Origin of the sequence: Rhizobium sp. T1470 (genome assembly GCF_042140505.1) — a bacterium.
GTDB lineage: Bacteria > Pseudomonadota > Alphaproteobacteria > Rhizobiales > Rhizobiaceae > Rhizobium > Rhizobium favelukesii.
Genome location: NZ_CP148091.1, coordinates 820,773 through 845,968 on the forward strand (window position 1 = coordinate 820,773; position 25,196 = coordinate 845,968).

The window sequence follows — 25,196 nt, forward strand, 5'->3', positions numbered from 1 at the left end:
CTCGTTGAAAATCAAATGTCTTGCAGTTTGCGGAAATTCCTGTGCGTTCCCGTCACGGCTTTTCCGTCTGCCGGTTGCAGCCGAAAACTTCTGTCATGATTCACGGCTATCAGGCAGAGTTTGAAGATAGAAGTACGAGTCGAGATCGCGAGGGGCAGTTGGAAAACGAGACGCCATGGACACGAAGCCTGATTTTGCGCATTCGGCAGGAGCGCCCCGTCCTGCTTGTGGCGCTGCTGATCGCACTGATCGCGCTTGCCGCAGGCACGAACAAGTGGGTTGTGCTCGGCCTTCTGCTACTGATGATCATTACGGCCTTGTGGCACGCGGTTCCGATCATCCCGGAAGTCCCGCTGGAACCCATTCCCGAGACTGTCGAAACTGCCGGCAACCGCTTGGCCGAGGTTACCGCGACGCTGGAGGCGCTCGATGTGCCGGTCATGGTGCTCTCCGGCGACGCCTCGGTGCTTTACCAGAATCGCGCCGCCGAAAAGGCTTTTGGCGAGGTCACCACTGGTGCACATATTTCCGCTCGCCTGCGCTCGCCTGGCGTCCTCGACATGATTAGTGAAACGATTGCGACCAATGCACCGAACCAGATCGAGCATTCCGAACGTCTGCCATCCGAGCGCGTTTACATCGTCCGCAGCGCGCCGGTGATCCTTGATGGGCAGCAGCCTGCCGATGAGCGGTTCTTTGTGGTTTCTTTTCGGGATATTTCCGAAGTCCGTCGCATCGACCGCATGCGCTCCGATTTTGTCGCCAATGCCAGCCATGAATTGCGCACGCCGCTCGCGTCCCTGCGCGGTTTCATCGAGACCATCCAGGGACCGGCAAAGAATGATGCGAAAGCGCAGGAGCGCTTTCTCGGCATCATGCTGGATCAGACCACCCGCATGAGCCGTCTTGTCGACGACCTGCTGTCCCTTTCGCGCCTCGAGCTCAAGTCACATATCGCCCCGGATCATAAGGTCGACCTCGTTCCCCTTCTCGGCCACGTGAGGGACTCGCTGGTACCGTTGGCAAATGACGTCGGCGTTGAGATCGCCCTGCATCTTCCGCAAGGCAAAGCAGAGGTGCTCGGCGACCGCGACGAGCTGGTGCAGGTCTTTGAAAACCTGATAGAAAATGCCTGCAAATACGGGCAGGAGGGAAAGGCGGTCGATGTGTTCCTGAAGAACGGTCGGGGCGAGCCGGTGGAGGTCGCCGTCGTCGACAAGGGGCCGGGTATTCCGGCCGAGCACGTGCCGCGTCTGACGGAGCGATTCTACCGCGTGAGCATCGAGGATAGCCGCTCGAAGAAGGGCACGGGGTTGGGCCTTGCCATCGTCAAGCACATCCTGACGCGGCACCGGGCGCGCCTGATCGTCAAGTCTGAAGTCGGCAAGGGAACGAGTTTCACCGTGCGTTTTTGACATAAAACCGCAGGCGTTCGTCCGTGCACACGAATTTTATCAAATAAATTCAATAGTATAATACGTCACAAATGTTTCATCAAAATGACATAAAAGCTCTGGTCATCAGGGGCTAAAGAGAGCGGGCCGCTGATGAAGACGGCACCGCCAAGGGCCACTCAAGGCCGCACTCAGACCGCTATATGCCCGGGAGATTGTTATGAACGCCTTTAAATTTACGGTCGCTGCACTCGCCGCTTCCGCCGCTTTTGCCGGCGCGGCTGTTGCTCGCGACCAGGTTCAGGTTGCTGGTTCGTCCACCGTCCTGCCTTACGCCAAGATCGTTGCCGAAACCTTCGGCGAAACCTTCAAGGACTTCAAGACGCCGGTCGTCGAATCCGGCGGCACGGGCGCGGGCCTCAAGGAATTCTGCAAGGGCGTAGGCCCGGACACCATCGACGTTGCCAACGCTTCGCGTCCGATCAACGCCAAGGAACTGGATGCCTGCAAGGCGGCCGGCGTAACCGACATCCAGGAAGTGAAGATCGGCTATGACGGCATTGTCTTCGCAACCGACTCGTCCAACCCGGACGTTGCCTACGTTCCGGCCGACATCTACAAGGCTCTGGCTGCTCAGGTCGTTGTTGACGGCAAGCTCGTCAACAACCCGTACAAGAAGTGGTCGGAAGTTAATCCGAAGCTCCCGGCCGTTGACATCGCTGCCTACATCCCGGGCGAAAAGCACGGCACCCGCGAAGTCTTCGAACAGAACGTTCTCGCAGCTGGCTGCAAGGCCTCCGGCGCTCTGGATGTCATCAAGGCTGCGGTTTCCGAGGCTGCTGCTCAGACCAAGGCTTGCGTCGCAGTCCGCAAGGACGGCGCTGCTGTCGACATCGACGGCGACTATCCGGAAACCCTGGCACGCATCGCTGCCAACAAGACCGGCGTTGGGATCTTCGGCCTTTCCTTCTATGAAAACAACGCCGACAAGCTGAAGGTTGCAACCGTCAACGGTATCGTTCCGTCGACCGAAACCATCTCCGACGGCACGTACCCGGTTTCCCGCCCGCTGTTCTTCTATGTCAAGAAGGCACACCTCGGCGTTATCCCGGGCCTGAAGGAATATGTCAACTTCTTCGTTTCGGAGCCGATGATCGGCCCGGATAGCCCGCTCGTCGAGTACGGCCTCGTTGCTGCTCCTGATGCAGAGCGCGACGCGATCCGCAAGTCGGTCGAAGATGGCAAGACCATGTAATGACCTTGCCGGCGCGATCGCCAAGATCGCGCCGGCATTGCCTTGTCCCGCCAGTTGGTACGGGGTTTGAACTTCTCCAAGTTTGAGAGCCGGATCGGTCCGCCTGCCGTTTCCGCTTTTTGGGGTCAAAGGGCCTGGGGACCTTACGAATGAGTACATCCGTCATACTCCTGTGCCTCGTGGTGCTGGGCGCCGTTGCCTTTCTGGCAGCCAGCAGCCGCGCTACGGCACTTGCGGGAGGCAAGTCCTCCGCGCTGCATTCGCGACCGGGCTATTATGGCGCCTATGCCGCTATCTGGACGATACTTCCGGCACTGATCGTGCTGTGCGCTTGGCTGGCAATCAGCCCTTCAATCATTGAATCTTCCGTCCGTGGCGCCTTCCCGGATGACGTCAAGGCGCAGCCTGCTGCGCAGCAGAACCTGAACTACGGGATGGTCAGCGCGATCGCACGCGGCCTGCCGCTGCTCACCCCGGAGGCGATCAGCGGTGCTGCCAGCGATCCGGCGGGCCTCCAGGCAAAGCTTGCTGCGAAGGGTGTTCCCCTTGCCGGTCAGCCGCAGCCCTACATGATCGACGCAGCGCAGAAGCTGAATGCTGAATCCGGCTCCAGCCGTCTCGTCATGACGGCGCTCGTTCTCGTCCTTGCCGTTGCCGGCGCGTTCTATGCGCTTCGCGAAGTCGCTCCGCGGTTCCGTGCACGAAACCGCGTCGAACGCGTCATGCTCTGGGGCCTGCTCCTGGCGTCGTCGATCGCCATCCTGACGACGATCGGTATCGTTCTGTCGATGCTGACGGAAGCCGCACATTTCTTCGCGGCAGTTCCTGCCGCAGACTTCTTCTTTGGTACTGTCTGGGATCCGCGCTTTGCCGGTGCCGGCAGCTCGTCCTTCGGGCAATTCGGCTTGATCCCGCTGTTGCTCGGCACGCTCTACATCGGTTTCGTTGCAATGCTGGTGGCAGTGCCTGTCGGTCTCTTCGCGGCGATCTACATGGCTGAATATGCTGCCCCCAGGGTCCGGTCTATTGCAAAGCCGCTGCTCGAGGTCCTCGCCGGTATTCCGACGATCGTTTACGGCTTCTTCGCCCTCGTCACCGTCGGCCCCTTCCTGCGCGACCTGTCTTCGCAGGTGAGCGGCCTCCTGTCTGGCAATTATACGAACTTCATTCAGGCGCAGAGCGTTTTGACGGCGGGTATCGTCATGGGCATCATGCTGATCCCGTACGTTTCGTCGCTGTCGGACGATATCATCACCGCAGTGCCGCGTGCGCTGCGCGACGGTTCCCTCGGGCTCGGTGCGACTCGCTCGGAGACGATCAAGAAGGTCGTGCTTCCCGCAGCGCTGCCCGGCATCGTCGGCGCGCTTCTGATGACAGCCTCGCGCGCCATCGGCGAAACCATGATCGTGGTGCTGGCGGCGGGCGTCGCAGCGCGCATCCAGCTCAATCCTTTCGAGCCGATGACGACAGTGACGGTCAAGATCGTCAACCAGCTGACCGGCGACCTAGAGTTTACCTCGCCGCAGACGCTGGTCGCCTTCGCCCTCGGCATCACGCTGTTCTTCATCACGCTTTGCCTCAACATCTACGCGCTCTACATCGTGCGCAAATACCGGGAGCAGTACGAATGACGGATATTGTTTCTCCGGTTCAAGGCGTTGTCGTTTCGAAGGCGCCTGAACGTCGCGACATCGGTCTGAAGGGCCGCTATGCCGCCGAACGCCGGTTCCGTGCCTATGGCATAGCCGCGATCTCCTTTGGCTTGATCTTCCTGGCAATCCTTCTGACAACCGTCATCAGCAAGGGCTACACGGCCTTTCAGCAGACGGCGATCACGTTGCCGATCGAATTCAGCGAGAAAACGATCGACCCGAACAACAAGCGGGCGACCGATCCGTCCGTGCTGATTGCCGCGAACTACCCGGTTCTCATCCGCGACGCGATGATCAAGACGCTGAACCTGAACGCATCGAGCCGTCCTGATGTGCGTGATGCGACAGCGATGATCTCCAAGGGTGCGCCGATCCAGTTGCGCGACATGGTCGTTGCCGATCCGTCGCTCATCGGCAAGACGGTCAATGTGACGCTGCTTGCCGACGCCAACATCGACTCCGCCAACAAGGGTCAGATCGACCTCAAGGTGGACGAAAAGAACCGCAAGGTGAACGACAAGCAGGTTGGCTGGATGAACCAGCTGGCTGCCACCGGTACCCTGCACAAGCAGTTCAACACCGGGCTCTTTGTCAACGGCAACTCCAGCCGTCCGGAAGCCGCGGGCCTTGGCGTTGCGCTGATCGGCTCGCTCTACCTGATGCTGATCGTGCTTGCCCTCGCACTGCCGATCGGCGTTGCCGCTTCGATCTACCTCGAAGAATTCGCCCCGAAAAACAAGCTGACGGACCTGATCGAGGTGAACATCAATAACCTCGCAGCCGTTCCCTCGATCGTCTATGGTCTGCTCGGTCTTGCCGTCTTCATCAACTTCGCTGGCCTGCCGCGCTCGGCGTCGCTGGTCGGCGGTCTGGTGTTGACGCTGATGACCTTGCCGACGATCATCATCGCGACCCGCGCAGCACTTCGCGCCGTGCCGCCGTCGATCCGGGCGGCTGCTCTTGGCCTCGGCGCTTCCAAGATGCAGATGGTCTTTCACCACGTACTGCCGCTTGCGATGCCCGGCATCCTGACCGGCACCATCATTGGCCTGGCGCACGCGCTCGGCGAGACCGCACCGCTCCTCCTGATCGGCATGGTCGCGTTCGTAGCCAACGCTCCGGCAACGCCGATGGATCCTTCGACGGCCCTGCCGGTGCAGGTCTATATGTGGGCCAACGAAGCCGAACGGGCGTTCGTCGAACGCACGTCGGGTGCCATCATCGTCCTGCTCCTGTTCCTGATCGTCATGAACTTCGGAGCCATCCTCTTGCGTCGTCGCTTTGAGCGCCGCTGGTAAACGGAGTAGACATTATGAACATGTTGACGGAAGCAGCAGTTGAGAAGGCGCTGGATCAGAAGATGAATACCGTTCCCTATAAGATGATCGGCCAGGACGTCTCGGTTTACTACGGCGAGAAGCGCGCGCTCTTCGACGTAAAACTGAACATTCGCGAAAACACCGTGACGGCGCTCATCGGCCCTTCGGGCTGCGGCAAGTCCACCTTCCTGCGCAGCCTGAACCGTATGAACGACACGATCGACGGTTGCCGCGTCACCGGCAAGATCACGCTCGACGGCGAAGATATCTACGATCCGGATATCGACGTCGTGGAACTGCGGGCCCGCGTCGGCATGGTGTTCCAGAAGCCGAACCCGTTCCCGAAGACGATCTACGAAAACGTCGCCTACGGCCCGCGCATCCACGGTCTCGCCAAGTCGAAGGCCGACATGGATCAGATCGTCGAACTCAGCCTGCAGCGCGCCGGCCTGTGGAACGAAGTGAAGGATCGTGTTCATGAAGCCGGCACCGGCCTTTCCGGTGGCCAGCAGCAGCGCCTCTGCATCGCCCGCGCCGTTGCCGTGAGCCCTGAAGTGATCCTGATGGACGAGCCGTGCTCTGCGCTCGATCCGATTGCGACGGCAAAGGTCGAGGAGCTGATCCACGAGCTTCGCGAGAACTACACGATCGTCATCGTGACGCACTCGATGCAGCAGGCTGCCCGTGTTTCGCAGCGCACCGCCATGTTCCACCTCGGCAACCTCGTCGAGGAGAACGATACCGACAAGATGTTCACCAACCCGGACGATCCGCGCACCCAGGACTACATCATGGGGCGCTTCGGTTGATCGCCGGCGTCGGTAACACTCACGATATTCAAGGATGATCCCTATGGCATCGACACATATCTTTTCTGCCTACGACGATGATTTGAAGTTCCTGTCCCGCCGTATCTCGGAAATGGGCGGCCTGGCCGAGCAGATGGTCTCGGATGCCGTTCGCGCTCTTGTAAACGGCGATACTGCCCTGGCCCAGAAGGTCATTTCTGACGACGTGATCCTCGACCACGCTGAACGCGAGATCGGTGACAAGGCAATCGTTACGATCGCCCGTCGCCAGCCGATGGCGGCCGACCTCCGCGAGATCATGGGTTCGATCCGCATCGCGGCCGATCTTGAGCGCGTCGGCGATCTCGGCAAGAACACCGCCAAGCGCGTCATTGCTGTCCAGAGTGCCGGCGTGCCGCGCAAGCTCGCCCGCGGCCTCGAGCACCTTTCCGAACTGGCGCTCGTCCAGCTCAAGGAAGTCCTCGACGTCTATACCAGCCGTGCTGCCGACAAGGCAAAGTCGATCCGCGAGCGCGACGAGGAAATCGACGCGATGTACACCTCGCTGTTCCGCGAGATGCTCACCTACATGATGGAAGATCCGCGCAACATCACCAGCTGCACGCATCTTCTGTTCTGCGCCAAGAACATCGAGCGCATCGGCGACCACGCCACCAACATTGCCGAGACCATCTATTACATGGCCACCGGTGCTCAGCCGGAAGGCGAACGTCCGAAGGACGATACCGCCAACACCGTCGGCGCCGTCACGGAATAGTCGTTCTGCGACCGCGCCCCCAGGAGACCGAAACGAATGATCCCTAAAGTAGCTGTCGTTGAAGACGAAGAAGCACTGAGCGTGCTTCTTCGCTATAACCTTGAAGCTGAAGGTTTTGAGGTCGATACCATCCTGCGCGGCGACGAGGCCGAGATCCGGCTGCAGGAACGCACGCCAGACCTTTTGATCCTGGATTGGATGCTGCCGGGTGTGTCCGGCATCGAGCTCTGCCGGCGTCTGCGTATGCGACCGGAAACCGAGCGCCTTCCCATCATCATGCTGACGGCTCGCGGCGAGGAAAGCGAACGCGTTCGCGGTCTCTCCACCGGCGCCGACGACTACGTCGTCAAGCCGTTTTCGACGCCGGAGCTTGTCGCGCGCGTCAAGGCAATGCTTCGTCGCGCCAAGCCGGAGGTGCTCTCCACGCTGCTGAAGTGCGGCGACATCGAGCTCGACCGCGAGACGCATCGCGTTCATCGCAAGAGCCGTGAAGTCCGCCTCGGCCCAACCGAGTTCCGGCTCCTCGAGTTCCTGATGGCGTCCCCCGGACGCGTCTTCTCGCGTTCACAGCTCCTCGACGGCGTCTGGGGTCACGATATCTATGTGGACGAACGCACCGTCGACGTCCATGTCGGTCGCCTGCGCAAGGCGCTGAACTTCTCCAACATGCAGGATGTCATCCGCACCGTGCGCGGCGCCGGATATTCCATGGAAGCATAAGGCTTCGATGGGGACCGAGCGGCTTTCATCTCGGAAACAAAAAAACGGGCCCGCGCGGGCCCGTTTTCTTTATTCCTTATCCGGCTTGCGCATCAGGCGACCCGGTTAGCGGCCTTGCGGCGCTCATTGACCGGCTGGTAGGCCATGCGCTGATGGTACGTGCAATACGGGGAGGAATCCGGGGACTCGCAGCCGCAGAAGTGGAAGTCGTCCTTCAGCGGATCGCCGACCGGCCACTTGCAGGTGCGCTCGGTCAGTTCCGTCAGGCCGAGGCGACGCGAAATCGGGACGACCACATTTGCGGCCGGGCGGAAGCGGACTTCCTCGACCGTGTCGATCTCGATCTCTTCCTTGAGCATCGTTGCACCCTGCTGGCGGGTGACGGTACGCGTGGTGATCCGCGATGCGTAGTTCGGTGCGCGCGGCGCCGATGTGGTGCGCTTGGGCGTTCTGACGGTGGTCGTCGAGCCGCCGGCCTTGGCACGACCGGGCAAACTCAAACGGTGAACTTTGCCAATGACGGCGTTACGGCTTACACCGCCAAGTTGCGCTGCGATCTGGCTGGCGCTCAGGCCCTCTGACCAAAGCTTCTTCAGTTTTTCAACGCGCTCGTCTGTCCAGTTCATGCCCCTGTCTCCGCCTTATTAGCGTTGGTGTAGGCAGAATCCCTCACCGTTGCCCCGGACGTATCCGAAGCAAGAAACGCTTGCTCGATTTTGGTGACTAGTTCCGCCGCATGCAGTCTAGTAATTGAGTTTTAACCTAGTGTGAGGCTGACTCCGTGACAAGAGTCGGTTGAATCTCGGCGAATCGATTCTCAGGTTTTCCCCAACTTGCTGGGCGCGAGAGTCATTTCTGCAACATTAATTGTTGATAGATCCGGAGCCTCCCGATCGCCGCTTGACGCATGCATCAAAACCTCAGTTTTGTTGACATTGCAGTGCGAAAAGTAAATAGTGCTGCTCGCCGCCGAAAGGCGGCATTTTTAATTTCCGGACCTGCATTCCTTAGCCGGCGTCCGGCTGCTGATGGTTATTGACAGGAGATCGCGCCATGGCTGAAGCCGCGCTTTACGACACCTACTCTCGTGCCCCGCTGCGGTTCGAGCGAGGGGAAGGCGTGTGGCTGATCACCGAAACGGGCGAGCGATATCTTGACTTCGGCGCAGGCGTTGCCGTTACCTCCGTCGGCCACAGCCATCCGCATGTGGTGGGTGCGCTGAAGGAGCAGGCCGACAAGGTCTGGCACCTGTCCAATATCTACGAAATCCCGGGTCAGGAAGTGCTCGCGAAGCGGCTGACCGAGGCTACATTCGCCGAAAAGGTGTTCTTTACGAACTCCGGCGCGGAAGCCCTGGAATGCGCGATCAAGACGGCGCGCCGCTATCAGTTTTCGAAGGGCCACCCCGAGCGGTTTCATATCATCACGTTCGAAGGTGCCTTCCATGGCCGCACGCTGGCGACGATCGCTGCGGGTGGCCAGGAGAAGTACCTCGAAGGCTTCGGTCCGAAGGCGCCCGGCTTCGATCAGGTTCCTTTTGGCGATCTCGATGCCGTCCGCAGCGCCATCACAAACGAGACGGCCGCGATCCTCATCGAGCCTGTCCAGGGGGAGGGTGGCGTCCGTGCGGCGACCAACCAGTTCCTGAAGGCACTTCGTGAGATCTGCGACGAGCACGGTCTGCTGCTGGTCTTCGACGAAGTGCAGACCGGCATGGGCCGCACGGGCAAGCTGTTTGCACATGAATGGTCCGGCGCCACCCCTGACATCATGGCAGTGGCCAAGGGCATCGGTGGCGGCTTCCCGCTCGGCGCCTGCCTTGCGACTGCAGAGGCAGCGTCCGGCATGAAGGCCGGCACGCATGGCTCCACTTATGGCGGCAATCCGCTTGCCATGGCTGTAGGCAGTGCCGTGCTCGACGTGATCCTCGCGGACGGCTTCCTGCAGCAGGTGCGCGACGTCTCGCTGGTTTTCCGCCAAGGGCTCGCCTCGCTCAAGGATCGCTATCCTGATATCATCGAGGACGTTCGCGGCGAGGGACTACTGCTCGGCGTCAAGGCAGCCGTGCCGTCTTCCGAGCTGCTGCAGGCAATCCGTGACGCTCATCTGCTCGGCGTTCCCGCTGGCGACAACGTCATCCGTCTTCTGCCGCCTCTGGTCGTCACACCGGACGAAGCTCGTGAGGGCCTCGCCCGCCTTGAGCGTGCCGCCGAAAGCGTGCGCGCTTCGAAGGTCAAGAAGACGGCTTAATGGATAATGCCTGCCGCAAGGCGGGCCTGATAGGTAAAGACAATGGCTTCCACCAAACACTTTCTCGATCTCTCCGTCGTTGCGGCATCAGACCTGCGGCTCATCATGGATGACGCCATGTCCCGCAAGCAGGCCTTCAAGGCTGGGCAAGGCGACAAGCCGCTCGCCGGCAAGATGCTCGCGATGATCTTCGAGAAGCCTTCGACCCGTACCCGCGTCTCCTTCGACGTCGGCATGCGCCAGCTGGGCGGCGAGACGCTCTTCCTCTCGGGCACCGAAATGCAGCTTGGTCGCGCCGAGACCATTGGCGACACGGCGAAGGTGCTCTCACGTTACGTCGATGCGATCATGATCCGCACCACCGATCATGCCCGCATGCTGGAGCTGGCCGAGCACGCCACGGTTCCCGTCATCAACGCGCTGACGGACGATACCCATCCCTGCCAGATCATGGCCGATATCATGACCTTCGAGGAGCATCGCGGCCCCATCAAGGGCAAGACGATCGCCTGGACCGGCGACGGCAACAACGTTCTGCATTCGCTGGTCGAAGGGGCTGCCCGTTTTGGCTATCGTATGAATATGGCTGTCCCCCTTGGTTCCGAGCCGAAGGATCACTATCTGAACTGGGCCCGCAATGAGGGCGCCGAAATCATGCTCTGCCATGATGCCGACCGTGCGGTCGCCGGCGTCGATTGCGTGGTGACCGATACCTGGGTCTCCATGAATCAGGAACATCGGGCCCGGGGTCACAACGTCTTCCAGCCTTATCAGGTCAATTCGGCTTTGATGGCACAGGCCGACAAGGATGCATTGTTCATGCATTGCCTGCCCGCCCATCGTGGTGAGGAAGTCACGGACGAGGTGATCGACGGCCCGCAATCCGTCGTCTTCGATGAAGCGGAAAACCGTCTTCATGCGCAGAAGTCGATTCTTGCTTGGTGCCTGGGCGCGATCTGAACCATACTTGACGCCACGTTTGGCCGGAAGGCCCGTTGGCCGCGCGAGCGGATGGACACTCTCGTCTGCCGCTCTCAGACTAGGAGAAGACCATGGCAGAACCTGCAGCCGCCCTCGGCGAATTCAATTTCGCCGGCGATGATCACGTCGTTCCGTTTCAGGTTGAAGGGCTGGATGTGCGCGGTCGCGCCGTCCAACTCGGGCCGATGCTGGACGCGATCCTCGAGCGTCATCGCTATCCTGCGCCTGTCGCGAGGCTTCTTGCCGAAGTCGTCGTGTTGACGGTGCTGCTCGGCACGTCGCTGAAATTTGACGGCAAGTTCACGGTGCAGACCAAAGGCGACGGCCCGGTGGACCTGCTTGTTTGCGATTTCTCGACGCCCGAAAACGTGCGTGCTTATGCGCGCTTCGACCAGGGCCTCCTCGACAAGGCCATCGCCGCTGGGCAAATCGAGCCTGAACAGCTGCTCGGCAAGGGTATGCTGGCGTTTACGATCGATCAGGGGAAGTTTAGCCAACCCTATCAGGGCATCGTTGCGCTCGACGGAGCGACCCTCGAGGAAATCGCCGGCGCCTATTTCCGCCAGTCGGAGCAAATTCCGACGCGAGTGCGTCTTGCCGCTGCCGAGCTCTTCGATCGCGACGACGTGGGCAAGCCGCGTCACCGTTGGCGGGCAGGGGGGCTCGTGGCCCAGTTCCTGCCGGTAGCGCCGGAGCGCATGCGCCAGCCGGATCTTCATGGGGGCGACGGTGACACGGCCGGCGGTTCCCACAAGGAAGACGATGCATGGATGGAAGCCCGCTCGCTCGTTGAAACGATCGACGCCGACGAGTTGACGGATCCGCAGGTGGGCACAGAGAGGCTGCTGTACCGCCTGTTCCACGAACGCGGCGTTCGCGTCTACGAACCGCGCGAGGTCTTCGATCGCTGCAGCTGTTCGCGCGAAAAGATCAAGGGCGTGCTGAAGGGTTTCTCTGCCGAGGAAATCGATGACAGCCAGGAAGACGGCGCGATCTCGGTCACCTGCGAGTTCTGCTCGACAACCTACCGCTTCGAAGTGGAAGAGGTGGCTGAGGCTGCCGAGTGATCAGTTCAGGACTCTGAGCAGCCCTGGCGAATCCAGCGAGAAGGCGGGTATTTCGACATCGAAAAGCTCGCCTTCATCCGTTTCCATCTGGTAGTGGCCGAACATCAGCCCTGATGGCGTATCCAGTGGGCAGCCCGAGGAATATTCATAGGTATCGCCCGGAGCAAGCCGCGGCTGTTCGCCGACAACGCCGGCGCCCGTGACCTCATCGACGATCCCGTTCTGGTCTGTGATGTTCCAGTAGCGGTTCACCAATCGCACGGTCGTGTCGGAATTGTTGCTGATGACGATCTTGTAGCCCCAGACATAACGATCGTCCTCCGGATCGGATTGCTCCTCCAGATAAAAGGGTTCGAAGACGACTTCAATGTCGCGTGTAAGGGCGCGGTACATGCCTACACCATAGTCAACATACGTTACCGGTATCTTATACGGCGGCCCATCCGTCAATAAACCGATAGGCGATCAAGTCCCGAATGCCTGCAATGGCAAGAGGTTTCGCGTGCTAAGCCTAATTTTAGCCCGCCTCGCGTGTGGCGGAAGCGCATGGCGGTCGGCCGGATCGCAGGTGATCCGGCCGATATGGGCTGATCAGGCGTTCACCTTGGCGAGCGCCTGGGCAAAATCCTCGATCAGATCGTCCGTGTCCTCGATGCCCGCAGAGAGACGAACGGTGCCGCCGGAGATGCCGAGCTCTGCGCGCGCCTCGTCGGTCAGGTTCTTGTGCGTCGTCGTCGCCGGGTGCGTGATCAGGCTCTTGGCGTCGCCCAGATTGTTGGAGATCTTGACGATATCAAGCGCGTTTTGAAGCGCAAAGGCTGCGTCCTTGCCACCCTTCAATTCGATGGCAACAAGCGTTGAGCCGCCCTTCATCTGCTTGGCGACGATGTCGGCCTGCGGATGATCCTTGCGGCCGGGATAGATTACCTTGGCGACCTTCGGCTGATCAGCCAGGAAGTCGGCGATCTTCGACGCATTTTCGGTCTGCTGCTTGACGCGCAGTGGCAGTGTCTCGAGGCCCTTCAGCAGCGTCCACGCCGTGAACGGCGACATCGCCGGGCCGGTGTGGCGGTAGTAGTCCTGCAGGTTCTCGTTGACCCATTCCGTGTCGGAGAGGATCACGCCGCCGAGGCTGCGGCCCTGACCATCGATGTGCTTGGTGGCCGAGTAGACGACGATATGCGCGCCGAGCTCGAGTGGCTTCTGGAAGATCGGGGTTGCAAAGACGTTATCGACCACGACCTTGGCGCCGATCTGGTTGGCGAGCCTGGCAACACCGGCGATGTCGATCACTTCCAGCGTCGGGTTCGTCGGGCTTTCCAGGAAGAACACCTTCGTGTTCGGACGGATCGCCTTTTCCCAGTTCTCGAGATGGCGACCATCGACCAGCGTGCATTCGATGCCGTATTTCGGCGCAAGCGTCTCGACGACCCAACGGCAGGAGCCGAAGAGGGCGCGGGCTGCGACGATGTGGTCGCCTGCCTGCACCTGGCAGAGGATCGCCGCGGTGACGGCTGCCATGCCCGAGGCCGTGGCACGGGCCTCCTCGGCACCTTCGAGCGCGCACATGCGCTTCTCGAACATGTCGTTGGTCGGGCTGCCGTAGCGAGCGTAAATATAGCCTTCGGTCTCGCCCTTGAAGCGTGCTTCGGCCGCTTCCGCGCTTTCATAGACGAAGCCCTGCGTGAGGTAGATTGCTTCGGAGGTCTCGCCATATTGCGAGCGCAGCGAACCGCCGTGGACGAGTTGGGTTGCCGGGCGCCAAGTCTTGCTCATGAATCACCACTTTCAAACAACAAAAAAACCGGCCGCGAAAGCAGACCGGTTTTGCACCCGGTCCTTTTAGCCACTTGTTTAACGTGGCTGCAAGCCGACCGGCCAAATCACCACGGGATAAAGCTGCAATACTGCCGTTCTATGCTTGCGTCAATTCCTTGAGTTTGGTTTTGTCTGCGACAAATATGGATGAGGCATGATGGCTCGCGTAACAGGAATTTTGGCAGATCGTGCGATTGCCGCGCTCTTTGAGGCCGGGCGTCTCACCTCTGAGCGCGATTTAGATCACGACCAGATCCAGCCGGCAAGCCTCGACCTCAGGCTTGGCGCCAAGGCGTTCCGCGTTCGCGCGAGTTTCATGCCGGGCCCATCCCATCTCGTGTCCGACAAGCTCGATCGCCTAAGCCTTCACGTCGTCGACCTCTCCGAAGGTGCCGTGCTGGAGACAGGCTGTGTCTATATCGTTCCGCTGATGGAGCGCCTCGACCTGCCGACCGATATGTCGGCCTCGGCCAACCCGAAGAGCTCGACGGGGCGTTTGGATATCTTCACGCGTGTCATCACCGACTATGCGCAGGAGTTCGATAAGATCCCGGCCGGCTATTCCGGCCCTCTCTACCTCGAAATCAGCCCGCGCACTTTCCCGATTGTCGTGCGCCGGGGCTCGCGCCTGTCGCAGATCCGCTTCCGTGTCGGGCATTCTCTGCTCGGCGAGCCCGAACTTCTGGCGCTGCACGATGCCGAAACGCTGGTTGCCAGCAAGCAGCCGAACGTCTCGGGCGGCGGTATTGCGCTGTCGATCGATCTTGCGGGCGACAAGGACGGCCTGATCGGCTACCGCGGCAAGCATCACACCGCCGTCGTCGATGTCGACAAGAAGGCGCAGCACGACATCTATGATTTCTGGGAGCCTCTCTATAGTCGCGGCCGCAACGAGCTGATCCTGGATCCTGACGAGTTCTACATCCTCGTCTCCCGCGAAGCCATCCATGTGCCGCCGCACTACGCGGCCGAGATGACCCCCTTCGATCCGCTGGTCGGCGAATTCCGCGTGCACTATGCCGGCTTCTTCGACCCAGGCTTCGGCCACGCGCCCGCTGGCGGCCGCGGCAGCCGCGCCGTGCTCGAGGTCCGCAGCCACGAGGTTCCCTTCATCCTCGAAGACGGCCAGATCGTCGGCCGCCTCGTCTACGAACATATGCGGGAGCACCCGGAAAGCCTCTACGGCTCCGGCCTCGGCTCGAACTATCAGGCGCAGGGCCTGAAGCTTTCCAAGCACTTCCGCATTTGAGCGTCCTGGTGTGCTCGGTCGCTGGTTGTCGCTTTCGCGTCGGCCGCCAGAGGGCGCCGTTCGCCATCATTCGGCCAGAGGTGGGGCAATGTTTCTGCCGTCGATTTGAAGGAGCGGCGCGTGATAAGGTCCGGCCGGTAGAATCTTCTTGAGCCTTGTGGTGTTCGTGCTGTGACGGTGTGGGGTCCTAGATCGGGACAAGGACCGATGGGCGCGCGAACACACGCTTAATCCTGACATTGTCATGAGTCAGATGAATTGAAGGGCGGTTCGCGCGTGCTTTTGTTTTGTTCGTGAGAGCGCTTATAACGTTCGGGTTATTTGCCGCCAAAGGTATTTTACTATGAAAAGGAAGTATTGATCCGCAGTTGTGACCCCACCTACCAAACCGCGCGGTGGCTGCAATATCAGAAGTGCCTTGTTACGGTTGTCGGTGTTTGACCGCTTGACAGCGGCCATCATCTGTAGAAAGTCTCGCTCTAGTGCGGGTGTAGCTCAATGGCAGAGCAGCAGCTTCCCAAGCTGAATACGAGGGTTCGATTCCCTTCACCCGCTCCACTTAAGCGCTTCACCCGCTCCGCGAAGGCCACAGGGCGCATCGCCGACAACGCAGAAAGCAAAAAGATCCTGATCGCTACCTGACGGAGCGAAGCGGCGGAACACTCTTATGCCGCGGCCGTTTAGTCTCCAGTCCAACAAAGCAAGGAGAAACGTTATGGATTGGAACCGCGTCGAAGGAAACTGGAAGCAGATGAAGGGCAAGATCAAGGAGCAGTGGGGCAAACTCACTGATGACGACCTTGATCAGATTGCCGGCAAGCGCGACCAGTTGGAAGGCAAAATCCAGGAACGCTACGGTATCGCCCGCGATCGCGCGCGGCGAGACATCGACGATTGGTACGGCAATCAGACTTGGCATTGACCATGACGAGCCCGGAGCCAACCCTCCGGGCTTTCCGCGTCATGCCAGCTTCACGATGGGAAGTTGATCTTGGTCATGAAGCCGCGATCGATCAGTTGCTGCGGCCCGTCATAGCGAATCGACTGACCGTAGCTGAAGTCGATTTCCCCTTCGCGATGAAGGACATCCATCATCTTCTGGTAGTGCTCGGAAGAATTATAGTGCTGCTTGCCCTCAGCTGCTTCGGTTATCTTGGCCTTGTAATTGGTAAAGAATTTGAAGTGCAGGATAGCGCCCCAGACAGACGGGAAATTGCGGCCATAAGGCAACGGCTGGTGGAGGCTGCTTCCGAAAAGGCATGTTCTGTCCCAGTAGATCAACGGGTATTTGATAAGCTCGTTGCCCTCTCCGAATTTTCTGCCCCGCGGCCCGCCCCTGACACTGACGCCTCGCTTCTTGATTGTTGACGCATAGCTGTCACCATCAAAATAACGCGAGAACTGCCACGGCTTGTCGACAGAAGATGGGCGCGCGCAGACTTCGCTCAGCTTGGGATACATATCCAGCATAGGCGCCGCCATTCGCTTGAGGTTTTGAGCTTCAAGCGTGCGGATAGTGATGGCAACGGTTGGCTGAGGCAATCATCATAGACGAGGAATTCATCGGAATCGACATTCAGATACCATCGATCGAGACCATACCTGGAGAACAGGCTTTCCCTCCAATTTCGTCCCCGCCGTGCTTCGCCAAATCTTACTGGCGAGGTCCAAACGTCAACGTCCGGCTCATCTAAGAGAGCCTCCCTTGTACCGTCAGTCGAAACGTCGTCAACGCAGATGAACCGCGTCACGCCCAGCTCGCGATAGTGTTGAAGGAATGCGTTTAAAAGAACAGCGTCGTTGTGGGTAACAAAGACAAGGGGCACATCTGCTGACGTGAGGGGCTTGATCTCGCGAACTGGCTGGATGGTCACATCGGCTCGATTGCGCCTCTCGCGGCGCGTTACCCGAAATGTGTCATAGCCCGTCTGGAGACGATCGAGGAAAGAGCGCGCAAGATCGGGCGCGCCGGAGGGAAATGGGTAGTTCATGAGCGGGACACAGGACTCCTAGAATATCCAAAGCAGCTTATAGCGCGTTTTCCGGCGTGCATCGTTCCAACACATCCTGAAAAACTTCGCTTTCGTCAAAAGACCCGTCGGTGGCAGTTTGTCGACCAGGCGGTAGCAGCCAAGCGTGTATGTCAGTCGTTGGGAGAGCTTATCACGAAACCCCTTCGCCCCATACCTTTGCTCGGAACCCGATCCTTCCCTGAAGTCCAAGGTGGGGCCGGGGACATAGGCGACCAGATCGCGAACGACAAATTCCGAGAGGACATAAGAGGCGAAGCCCCAAGGATTGCCCAGTTCGTACCAGCGCGCCATCAATATATCGACTGACCGCGATCTGAACATGCCGTAGATCCACTCGGACGGAAATGTCAGATTGCGTGGTACGCGACCTTTTGCATACGACTCCTGAAAGTTGAATATGTTGGCTGCCGGATTCTTGAGCTTGAAGCCTTGGGCATTGAAGCTCTTTGTCGAGCAGGCGGCGAGCAACTTTGCGTCGTCGGCATCGAGCGCCTCGACCAGCTTTCCCAAGAAATCTCGAGATGAAAGATCGTCGGCTGCCCGAAGGCAAAAATAGCCTGCCGCCTCAGCGCCGAGCTTCATGGCCTTGGCGAAGTTAGCTTCTGCACTCAGATGGGTTTCGTTTGATATGACGGAAAAGCGGGCATCTTCCTCGCAGAAGCGCTGCGCCACCTGCAATGTCTCATCTGTTGAGCAGTTATTGAGGATAATGGCGCGGAAATCGCCGAAGTCCTGACCGGCGATTGACTGCAAGCTCTCTCGCAGGGTCGTTGCGCCGTTGTAGACCGGAAACATCACCACAACTCTGGCATTCATCGGCAAGACACCACGACAGAACCATTAATCGAAAAAAAGCGGCCGATATCCACGCGCGGCACCGGCTTCCCAGCTTTGGGTCCCCGCTGATTTATCCCCTTGCCACGGAAATGCAACGACCACGTAGCCAGCCTGCCTTGATCGCCTTGCAAACACCGCGAAGGATGCCCTTAAGACGTAGGCTCGCAGGAAATTTCGATAGTTGACAATCCTCTAATAAACATAGTTAATTTTTAACTATTCTCCGATATCACGGGAACGCAGACGACCCCTTGGTCGTTGTCGGCATGATCAGGAGGAGTGGCAGCATGCTTTTGAAGATTTTCACGGCAAAGCGCGAAATCCGGGACAATGGCGATACCGGCACCTATGCGGATGGCTACCATGCGCCGGAAGCGCCTCCTGCGTCGGCGCGCGATGACGATCGTGCTTCCTATGAGCGCGATTATGGTCGCGGCCGCAAGGTAGAACAGATTCCGCTCGGGTTTGCCTGAGTTCTCTTTTTGAGTTGCCTCTCGGCGCGAGCTTGCGTGCCCTGCAGCGAAGCCATGGCTTGCTGCTTGAAGTCAGAAGACGATAATCAAAGGGTGGCAATGAGCCGCCCTTCGTCTTTTGTGTCTTTTGGTTGGATCAGAATTCCGTCCAGTCGGCGTCGTCGCGCGCGCTGGAAGGAGCGCTGCCAGCACTGAAGGCGCTTGCAAGCTTCTGCCCGAGCGCCCGAGCCGGCGAGTTGGACGGGCGTGTGATCCCTGAAGTGGCGATGCGGACCGGCGCCTTTCTGGCTGCGGTCGGCGGCACGGCCGGACGTGGCGCGGAATGGATCGGAGTGCCCTGGAGTGGAACGCCGGCGACGGTCGCGCTGAACCCGCCGGTGCCGGTGAGCTTGAACTGGTCGAGCAGATTGTTCAGTGTCGCCGCTTCCGTCGCGAGCTTGTGGCTCGCCGCCGTGCTTTCCTCCACCATGGCCGCATTCTTCTGCGTTCCCTGGTCCATCGTGTTCACGGCCGTGTTGATCTCGTGCAAGCCGGTCGATTGCTCGCGGGCGGCTTCGGCGATCGCGTCGACGTGCTTGTTGATCTCCTGGACTTCATGAACGATGGCATCCAGCGCCTTGCCGGTTTCGCCGACAAGCGACACGCCCGTCTGCACATGACCGCCTGACGCGGTGATCAGCGACTTGATCTCCCTGGCGGCGTTGGCCGAGCGCTGCGCGAGTTCGCGCACTTCCTGAGCAACGACGGCAAAGCCCTTGCCGGCTTCACCAGCGCGGGCGGCCTCGACGCCGGCGTTGAGTGCGAGAAGGTTCGTCTGGAAGGCGATGTCGTCGATGACGCCGATGATGTTGCCGATCTCCGCCGAGGACTGCTCGATCTGCTGCATGGCGTTGACTGCCTTGCGCACGACCTGGCCGGACTTTTCGGCACCCGCCCGCGTGCGCGCCACGAGGCCGCGTGCTTCATCGGCGCGTCTGGCGGCATCCTTCACCGTGGTGGTGATCTCCTCAAGTGCGGCCGCCGTCTCCTCGACGGAGGCGGCCTGCTGCTCCGTGCGCTTTGAAAGCTCGTCTGCGGAGGCGCGGATCTCGCTTGCGCCGGCAGTGATGGAGCGGGCGTTGGCGCCGACCGTCTGCATGGTGTCGTTCAGCCGCAGGATCGAGTTGTTGAAATCTTGCCGCAGCGTGTCGAGATCGCCAACAAAAGCTGTGTCGATCCGTGATGCGAGGTCCCCGGCGGCCAGTCGGCGCAAGCCGTCGCCAACCGCGCGTGAGAGGTCTGCGGCGTCGGTCGCGCGCTGCGCCTCGCGCTCGCGGCGTTCGCTGTCGCTGAGATTGCGGTTCCTCTCGGCCTCGCTCTCGAGCCGGAGGCGCTCGACGGCGTTGTCGCGGAAGACGGCAACGGCGCCGGCCATTTGGCCGATTTCGTCGCGACGATCAAGGCCGTCGATGGCGCTCTGCGTATCGCCCCGCGCGAGCTGTGTCGTCCGATCACGCAGACGGGCCATCGGGGCGGTGATCCCCGCTTGAGCGACCCATACGCTAAGGCCGAGCGCGCCTAGTACAGCAAGGCCGATCAGCGCGAAACAGAAGGTTATACGCTGGTTGACCGTGGAGGAGAGCGCATCGCCGCCGTCGTTCAGCAACGCCATCAGCGCGTCGTTGTTGGCGATCATTTTCGGGGTGACCGTGTTCAACTTGGCGTTCAGCATGCTGGCCGCAAGCTGCGCGCCCGCGCTGTCCTTTGCCTTGGCAAGGGCGACGACCTTGCTGGAAAGCGCTTCCATCTCGCCAATGCCGACAAGAATGTCGTCGATTGCCTGCGTGCGGCTTGGAACCAAGGCGGCGGCCTGTTCGAGACGTTCGCGCGCCTGAGGCATCTTACTTGGCGTTGCGAGCGCCGTATTGAAAGCGGGCGTGTCCGGCTTGAGGCCGGCGATCAGCGTCACCTGAAGCACGGCGGCTGTTGCCGAAGCGCTGGCGCGCGATGCCTGCATGGCAGCCATCGCCTCGTGGTCGATGAAGGCACTGTAGGCGGCGTCGGCACCGCGAAATTCCGTGATGACGTAAACGAGGCCTCCGAGCGCGATCGCTCCAAGAAGCGCGACGACAGATATGATCTTCGTCGGGATTTTGAAATTCTTCAGCATGGATATGTCCAGTCGTTTCATCCGGCCAATGGCGGGCCGGCTATGAAAGCATTTTAAGAGGCAGGGCATGACGCATGACACGGCATGGTGGGATGCCTTGAAGGCTCGACATGCGCATCATGCATTCGGCCCGCGAGCCGGCGTCGTCCCGGCGAATAGAATGGGACATTGTTTAATGCGCCCCTAACGCTTACTGCCTGTCCCAGGAAAAATTTGGACCGTGCCGCCTAGTGCCGAGCGGCGCTAAGCGCGACGCAACCTCTTAGGCGTGGTGACGGGTGCACGAGGCGTCCTGTCCCAGAAGAAGGGTCTTCTCGGCAGCTCGAAAAGCGCGCGCCATGCCGCGACCGAAATCATGCGGGACATGGATCCATCGCCAGCCGACGCTGCGCCTTTCGTCTCGCAGCATCACCACCCTGCCGAGCAGCAGAACGAGCCCGAAGCTTGCCCCCATGCAAAGGAAGCCGAATCCCGCGCGAGCGACGCGTAGTAGCTCTCGGTATCGATGGAGCCGCTTGCAAGGAGTTCCTGCTCGATACTGGTGCTGTTGCGGCGGGCGAGCTGCATCGCACGGGCGCTTGTCGGGTTGCCGATGCCGAGTTGCAGCAGGACCTCTGCTTCCCGTTGGTAGGAAGCGGTCGCGACGCGCGCCGGTGGCGTCGGCGCGTCATGGCGTATTGTATGATCATCCAAAGAGCGCGCGGTCGTCGATCCCGCTCGGCGCATATTCCCCGACACACATGACTCTGATACACCGTTTCCAGAATGGCAGTGCGTGCTTCCCCGAGGCGGAGCATCATGGTGCAATTTAAACTGGCATCCCTGAATCTTAAGGGTCTATGCAGCTTTCTGCTATGTATGGTTGTATTTTTTTGCCCGCTCTCGCTGTTCGCCCAGCAGGCGGCGCCGAGCTTGCCGCTGCTTTTCGATTCCAGGGAGCGCCTTGCAAAGCCGGACCTTTCGTCGCTCGTGCGCCTGCGGTTCCTGACGACGATCGATTTTCCGCCGTTCAACTTTACGGATCAGAACGGCAAGCTTGCCGGCTTCAACATCGATCTCGCCCGCGAGATCTGCGATGAACTAGAGATTGCAAGCAAATGCCAGATCCAGGCACTGCCGTTCGTTGACCTGAATGCTGCGCTGGCAGCATCGCAAGGCGATGCCGTCATCGCCGGCATTGCCGTCAGCGAGGAGTTGCGGCGGCAATTCGCCTTTTCTCGCCCGTATCTGATGCTGCCCGCCCGCTTTGTTCGAAACTTGAAGGCTCCCATCAAGGGTGAAGATGCCAGTGTTTTGGCCGACCATTCGGTCGGCGTCGTCAAGAAGACGGCGCACGAGGCCATGCTGTCCGCCTATTTCCCGAAGGTGAAGGTCGTATCCTTCGACAGCAAGGATGCCCTTTTGGTGGCATTGAGAGAGGGCAAGGTGGAGGCTGCCTTCGCAGATTCCCTCCAGCTTTCGTTCTGGGTTTCGTCACAGGCTTCGGCGAAATGCTGCACGCTCTTCGACGGCCCCTATCTCTCCGAGCAGTTTCTTGGCGAAGGCATGACGATTATGCTGCGTCAGAAGGACGATGTTCTGACGGCAGCGCTCGACCATGCGCTGGCAGCGTTGTCGCGCAGTGGCCGCCTGCAGGAAATCTACCTGCGCTATTTCCCTTACGGCTTGTACTAAAGGCGCATGTCTTTATCTCGAAACCGGTTCCCATTTTCGGGAGACACGCGTTAGCCCTTGCGGAAGCGGGCGATCGCGCTGCGCTCGATGGCGGCGCAGGTCAGCTTGTCGAGGCCGAGGCGATCGCGCAGCAGGCTGAGCAGGCGCAATTCTTCCGCCTTGACCGAGAGATCGGCCGAGGCAACTTCGACAGCTAGGGCGTAGGCCGTGTCGTAGAGGCGCGAAGGCAGCGTGTCCTTGACGGTTTCAAGCACGATGTCGAGACCCTCGGGGCCGGCCAGCAGCGCTGCGCAGTCGCGCGCAACAGAAATCAGCTTCTCGTCGTCGAAATCATGGAAGACCGGCAGGAAGCCGATCAGTTGGCCGATGCGCTCCATCTCGCGATCGTTCATCGTGCTGTCGACGGCGGATGCCATCACCATCACGTAGATCAATGCGTCGTGGGCGGAAAGCGGCTTGTTCATATCTCGATGATTCCTCTGGAACGAGCTCAGAGTCTAGGAACTGGCCAGCGATATTACAAGCCGTCAAGCGGTCGATCGGAAGGCGGATTCTCGGGGATGCTGGTTTCTGCGGCGCTGCGAGGGTCGTCACCATAGAGGCCTTTGCCTGTCTGCCTTGCCTTCTCGCCGACTTCGGCAAGCGCAGATCCCTTTTCAGCCTCTGCCCAGCCGTTTTCGACGAGCCACTGCGAAATGTCCTGCGTGCCGATCCTGCAGGCGGCGGTAACTGTGCCGGTCCACTCACTGCTATCGAGATCGCAGCGGACGGTTCTGAGGCGCAGAAACAGCCGCACATTGGTTTTCGCCAGCATTCCGCATGGCCATTCCCGGCCTTTGCTGTCGGTGCATATCTTGTCTGCTGGCGTAGGATTGATGCCGGCAAGTTGCAGGCGGCGTTCGCCAAACGCCAGCACGCCCGCACTTTCGGCGACGGGGCGAACGAGGTTCACGTCCTTGTCTTCGGCGATTCTTGCCGGTTGCGCCGGCTCCGCTGCCGCAATGCGCTCCAGTGGCTTGCCGTCGACGACGGCTGGGTAAAACTGGCTGACGTCGTCGACGTGCCGCGCATTCATGCTGGCTTCGGGACTTGTCGTTGGTCGCGCTGCGGCGGCGGGAGGCGGCACATGCAAATCCGTCGGAGCTGCAGTCTCCTCCGGATCAAGGGCCGAGCCAAGCCGCTCTCCACCCGCCGCGATCAGGCCGGCAACAGTTCCGATCCCTGCAACAGCCGTCAGAATTGCCGCGGGACGCATGGAATATCTTCCTACTGGCTAGCCCAGATGATGCGGGCGATCCAATCCACGTCTGAAAGCTCGATCGTCCGGTTCGGATGCTCGGGGTTGAGCGACATCAATTCGATCGATCGCGGGCTCTGGCGCAACAGTACCTTGGCCATAACCTCGCCCTCGCGCGTCTTGACGACGACGCGATCGTTGCGGCGAACTTGCGCGCCAGGCTCGACGATCAGAACGTCGCCGTCGCGGTAGAGCGGCATCATGCTCTCGCCCTGAACCTCGAGCGCATAGACGCCCACCTTCTGCGAAGGCGCCGTTGGGAATTCCACGACGTCCCAGCCTTGCCCGGCCGGAAAGCCGCCATCATCGAAGAAACCGCCGGCGCCGGCCTGCGCAAAGCCGAGAAGCGGGATCGAGCTGCCCTGCGGCGGGAAGGCGCCCTCCGGAAGGCTGGAAAAGCTGCCTGCCGGGCGCATGAAGGTCAGGAATTGCTCCATGCTGGCGCCGGTTGCATCCAGCACCTTGGCGATCGATTCCGTCGAGGGCCAGCGCAGCCGTCCATCGGCAGACAGTCGCTTGGACTTGTTGAAGGAGGTCGGATCGAGCCCCGCGCGTCGGGCAAGGCCGGACGGCGTCAGGTCATGCCGTTCGGCAAGCCTGTCGATCGCTCCCCAGATTTGCTCGTGTGACAGCATGTCGCCTGATTCCTGCGCGCGTGCGCGATCCTTCAACGGCGAAATATTAACCGCAAGCCCAGCGGGAGTAAAGAGATGAAAGGAATAAAATCCTGTCCCGAGGCCTCAGGCCACCATTGCCATGTTGATCTTGCCGAGCTGGATCACCGCTTGCGTGCGGCTATCGACATTGAGCTTGAGCAGGATGGCCGAGACATGCGCCTTGATCGTCGCCTCGGAAACGCCGAGCTCGTAGGCGATCTGCTTGTTGAGAAGGCCTTCCGCCAGCATCGTCAAGACACGGCTCTGCTGTGGTGTCAGCGTATGCAGACGGTGGATCAAGTCTGCGACGTCAGGGTCCAGTTCCTGTCCGTCCCGGTAGGTCTCTGGCGTGGCGATATCGCCGGCCAGAACCGTCTGGATGCCGCGGCGGATGTCGTCGATCCCTGAGGATTTGGAGATGAAGCCGGATGCGCCGAGTTCCAGCGCGCGGCGGATCGTGGTCGCATCATCGGTCGCGGAGATGATGACGATCGGCAGCCCGGCGAATTCGGAGCGCAGCGCCATCAGGCCGGAGAAGCCGCTGACGCCAGGCATCGAAAGATCGAGCAGCATCAGGTCCGCTTCCGGGTGTTCCCCGGCGGCCATCCGCGCTGCGGCGAAATCGCCGGCTTCGACGATCTCAGGATGGCCTTCCATGCCGATCACCGCCTGACGAAGCGCATCACGGAAAAGCGGATGGTCGTCGGCAATGATGATTGTCTGTTCCTGCATCGATCGCTCCCTCCCAAGGGCCCGATTGCCTGGTCATGGCTCGTGCTCCCCACACGATACATGCCTTCATTCTG

At 60.4% G+C, this 25,196-nt stretch carries 24 protein-coding genes, 1 tRNA gene, 1 pseudogene and 1 riboswitch; of the genes and pseudogenes, 15 read left to right on the forward strand and 11 right to left on the reverse strand.

Features of this window, described 5'->3' with window-relative positions:
• Positions 1–191: 191 nt before the first annotated feature.
• The 7 genes from phoR to phoB all read left to right on the forward strand — a co-directional run bounded on the left by phoR (position 192) and on the right by phoB (position 7,906).
• Entirely contained in the window at positions 192–1,415 is a 1,224-nt protein-coding gene (gene phoR / locus WGT02_RS04115; protein WP_208250508.1) for a phosphate regulon sensor histidine kinase PhoR, read from the forward strand.
• Between the two features lie 199 nt (positions 1,416–1,614).
• Positions 1,615–2,649 (forward strand): substrate-binding domain-containing protein, encoded by a 1,035-nt coding sequence (locus tag WGT02_RS04120; RefSeq protein WP_024318302.1) that lies wholly within the window; start codon positions 1,615–1,617, stop codon positions 2,647–2,649.
• Between the two features lie 149 nt (positions 2,650–2,798).
• Positions 2,799–4,280, forward strand: coding sequence for a phosphate ABC transporter permease subunit PstC (gene pstC / locus WGT02_RS04125; protein WP_024318301.1), 1,482 nt, complete (start codon positions 2,799–2,801; stop codon positions 4,278–4,280).
• Positions 4,277–5,599: a phosphate ABC transporter permease PstA gene (gene pstA, locus WGT02_RS04130; RefSeq protein WP_024318300.1), complete on the forward strand. Its 1,323-nt coding sequence runs from the start codon at positions 4,277–4,279 to the stop codon at positions 5,597–5,599. The genes pstC and pstA overlap by 4 nt, the downstream gene beginning before the upstream one ends.
• 14 nt (positions 5,600–5,613) lie before the next feature.
• Positions 5,614–6,429 carry a phosphate ABC transporter ATP-binding protein PstB gene (pstB, locus tag WGT02_RS04135; RefSeq protein WP_024318299.1) on the forward strand — a complete coding sequence of 272 codons (816 nt, stop codon included), beginning with the start codon at positions 5,614–5,616 and terminating at the stop codon, positions 6,427–6,429.
• 43 nt (positions 6,430–6,472) lie between these two features.
• Positions 6,473–7,186: a phosphate signaling complex protein PhoU gene (phoU, locus tag WGT02_RS04140; RefSeq protein WP_007796220.1), complete on the forward strand. Its 714-nt coding sequence runs from the start codon at positions 6,473–6,475 to the stop codon at positions 7,184–7,186.
• Between the two features lie 36 nt (positions 7,187–7,222).
• Positions 7,223–7,906 carry a phosphate regulon transcriptional regulator PhoB gene (phoB, locus tag WGT02_RS04145; RefSeq protein WP_007529789.1) on the forward strand — a complete coding sequence of 228 codons (684 nt, stop codon included), beginning with the start codon at positions 7,223–7,225 and terminating at the stop codon, positions 7,904–7,906.
• 92 nt (positions 7,907–7,998) lie between these two features.
• Here phoB and WGT02_RS04150 read toward each other — a convergent pair whose 3' ends face one another.
• Positions 7,999–8,532, reverse strand: coding sequence for a GcrA family cell cycle regulator (locus tag WGT02_RS04150; RefSeq protein ID WP_024313157.1), 534 nt, complete (start codon positions 8,530–8,532; stop codon positions 7,999–8,001).
• Between the two features lie 427 nt (positions 8,533–8,959).
• Between WGT02_RS04150 and WGT02_RS04155 the strand changes: the two genes are divergently transcribed.
• The 3 genes from WGT02_RS04155 (at position 8,960) to WGT02_RS04165 (ending at position 12,204) form a co-directional block, all read left to right on the forward strand.
• Positions 8,960–10,156 carry an aspartate aminotransferase family protein gene (locus tag WGT02_RS04155; RefSeq protein WP_208248960.1) on the forward strand — a complete coding sequence of 399 codons (1,197 nt, stop codon included), beginning with the start codon at positions 8,960–8,962 and terminating at the stop codon, positions 10,154–10,156.
• A gap of 42 nt (positions 10,157–10,198) precedes the next feature.
• Complete coding sequence (gene argF, locus WGT02_RS04160; RefSeq protein WP_208248958.1) at positions 10,199–11,116, forward strand: ornithine carbamoyltransferase; 918 nt, start codon at positions 10,199–10,201, stop codon at positions 11,114–11,116.
• A gap of 92 nt (positions 11,117–11,208) precedes the next feature.
• Complete coding sequence (locus WGT02_RS04165; RefSeq protein ID WP_208248957.1) at positions 11,209–12,204, forward strand: Hsp33 family molecular chaperone; 996 nt, start codon at positions 11,209–11,211, stop codon at positions 12,202–12,204.
• Here WGT02_RS04165 and apaG read toward each other — a convergent pair whose 3' ends face one another.
• On the reverse strand, positions 12,205–12,597 hold the full coding sequence (apaG, locus tag WGT02_RS04170; RefSeq protein ID WP_208248956.1) for a Co2+/Mg2+ efflux protein ApaG: 393 nt from the start codon (positions 12,595–12,597) through the stop codon (positions 12,205–12,207).
• Between the two features lie 198 nt (positions 12,598–12,795).
• Positions 12,796–13,980, reverse strand: a complete 1,185-nt coding sequence (locus tag WGT02_RS04175) for an O-succinylhomoserine sulfhydrylase (RefSeq protein ID WP_208248954.1) — start codon at positions 13,978–13,980, stop codon at positions 12,796–12,798.
• A gap of 45 nt (positions 13,981–14,025) precedes the next feature.
• A riboswitch (SAM riboswitch) is annotated at positions 14,026–14,104 on the reverse strand.
• A gap of 72 nt (positions 14,105–14,176) precedes the next feature.
• Between WGT02_RS04175 and WGT02_RS04180 the strand changes: the two genes are divergently transcribed.
• The 3 genes from WGT02_RS04180 to WGT02_RS04190 all read left to right on the forward strand — a co-directional run bounded on the left by WGT02_RS04180 (position 14,177) and on the right by WGT02_RS04190 (position 16,193).
• Positions 14,177–15,271, forward strand: a complete 1,095-nt coding sequence (locus tag WGT02_RS04180) for a 2'-deoxycytidine 5'-triphosphate deaminase (protein ID WP_024313151.1) — start codon at positions 14,177–14,179, stop codon at positions 15,269–15,271.
• 484 nt (positions 15,272–15,755) lie between these two features.
• A tRNA-Gly gene (locus tag WGT02_RS04185) sits at positions 15,756–15,829 on the forward strand.
• Positions 15,830–15,986: 157 nt separating this feature from the next.
• Positions 15,987–16,193, forward strand: a complete 207-nt coding sequence (locus tag WGT02_RS04190) for a CsbD family protein (RefSeq protein WP_024313142.1) — start codon at positions 15,987–15,989, stop codon at positions 16,191–16,193.
• 50 nt (positions 16,194–16,243) lie between these two features.
• Here the strand turns inward: WGT02_RS04190 and WGT02_RS04195 are convergent.
• Together WGT02_RS04195 and WGT02_RS04200 are read right to left on the reverse strand one after the other, a co-directional pair.
• Positions 16,244–17,262: pseudogene (locus WGT02_RS04195) on the reverse strand (glycosyltransferase family 2 protein).
• An 18-nt stretch (positions 17,263–17,280) separates the two neighbouring features.
• Positions 17,281–18,120, reverse strand: coding sequence for a glycosyltransferase family 2 protein (locus WGT02_RS04200; protein WP_225039560.1), 840 nt, complete (start codon positions 18,118–18,120; stop codon positions 17,281–17,283).
• A 308-nt stretch (positions 18,121–18,428) separates the two neighbouring features.
• Between WGT02_RS04200 and WGT02_RS04205 the strand changes: the two genes are divergently transcribed.
• Complete coding sequence (locus WGT02_RS04205; protein WP_208248950.1) at positions 18,429–18,614, forward strand: hypothetical protein; 186 nt, start codon at positions 18,429–18,431, stop codon at positions 18,612–18,614.
• Between the two features lie 136 nt (positions 18,615–18,750).
• On the opposite strand, the gene WGT02_RS04210 is transcribed toward WGT02_RS04205, so the two are convergent.
• Positions 18,751–20,763, reverse strand: a complete 2,013-nt coding sequence (locus tag WGT02_RS04210; RefSeq protein ID WP_208248949.1) for a methyl-accepting chemotaxis protein — start codon at positions 20,761–20,763, stop codon at positions 18,751–18,753.
• Positions 20,764–21,171: 408 nt separating this feature from the next.
• Positions 21,172–21,456: a hypothetical protein gene (locus WGT02_RS04215; protein ID WP_208248946.1), complete on the reverse strand. Its 285-nt coding sequence runs from the start codon at positions 21,454–21,456 to the stop codon at positions 21,172–21,174.
• Between the two features lie 105 nt (positions 21,457–21,561).
• On the opposite strand from WGT02_RS04215, the gene WGT02_RS04220 reads away from it, so the two are divergent.
• Positions 21,562–22,437: a transporter substrate-binding domain-containing protein gene (locus WGT02_RS04220; RefSeq protein ID WP_208248945.1), complete on the forward strand. Its 876-nt coding sequence runs from the start codon at positions 21,562–21,564 to the stop codon at positions 22,435–22,437.
• Between the two features lie 50 nt (positions 22,438–22,487).
• On the opposite strand, the gene WGT02_RS04225 is transcribed toward WGT02_RS04220, so the two are convergent.
• From WGT02_RS04225 to WGT02_RS04240, 4 genes are all read right to left on the reverse strand, one after another.
• A complete protein-coding gene (locus WGT02_RS04225; protein WP_024313135.1) occupies positions 22,488–22,901 on the reverse strand; it encodes a tellurite resistance TerB family protein in 414 nt (137 codons plus the stop codon).
• Between the two features lie 53 nt (positions 22,902–22,954).
• Positions 22,955–23,692 carry a thermonuclease family protein gene (locus tag WGT02_RS04230; RefSeq protein ID WP_208248943.1) on the reverse strand — a complete coding sequence of 246 codons (738 nt, stop codon included), beginning with the start codon at positions 23,690–23,692 and terminating at the stop codon, positions 22,955–22,957.
• 11 nt (positions 23,693–23,703) lie between these two features.
• Positions 23,704–24,369 carry a helix-turn-helix transcriptional regulator gene (locus WGT02_RS04235; protein ID WP_208248942.1) on the reverse strand — a complete coding sequence of 222 codons (666 nt, stop codon included), beginning with the start codon at positions 24,367–24,369 and terminating at the stop codon, positions 23,704–23,706.
• Positions 24,370–24,474: 105 nt separating this feature from the next.
• Positions 24,475–25,122 carry a response regulator transcription factor gene (locus WGT02_RS04240; protein WP_024313133.1) on the reverse strand — a complete coding sequence of 216 codons (648 nt, stop codon included), beginning with the start codon at positions 25,120–25,122 and terminating at the stop codon, positions 24,475–24,477.
• Positions 25,123–25,196: the final 74 nt, after the last annotated feature.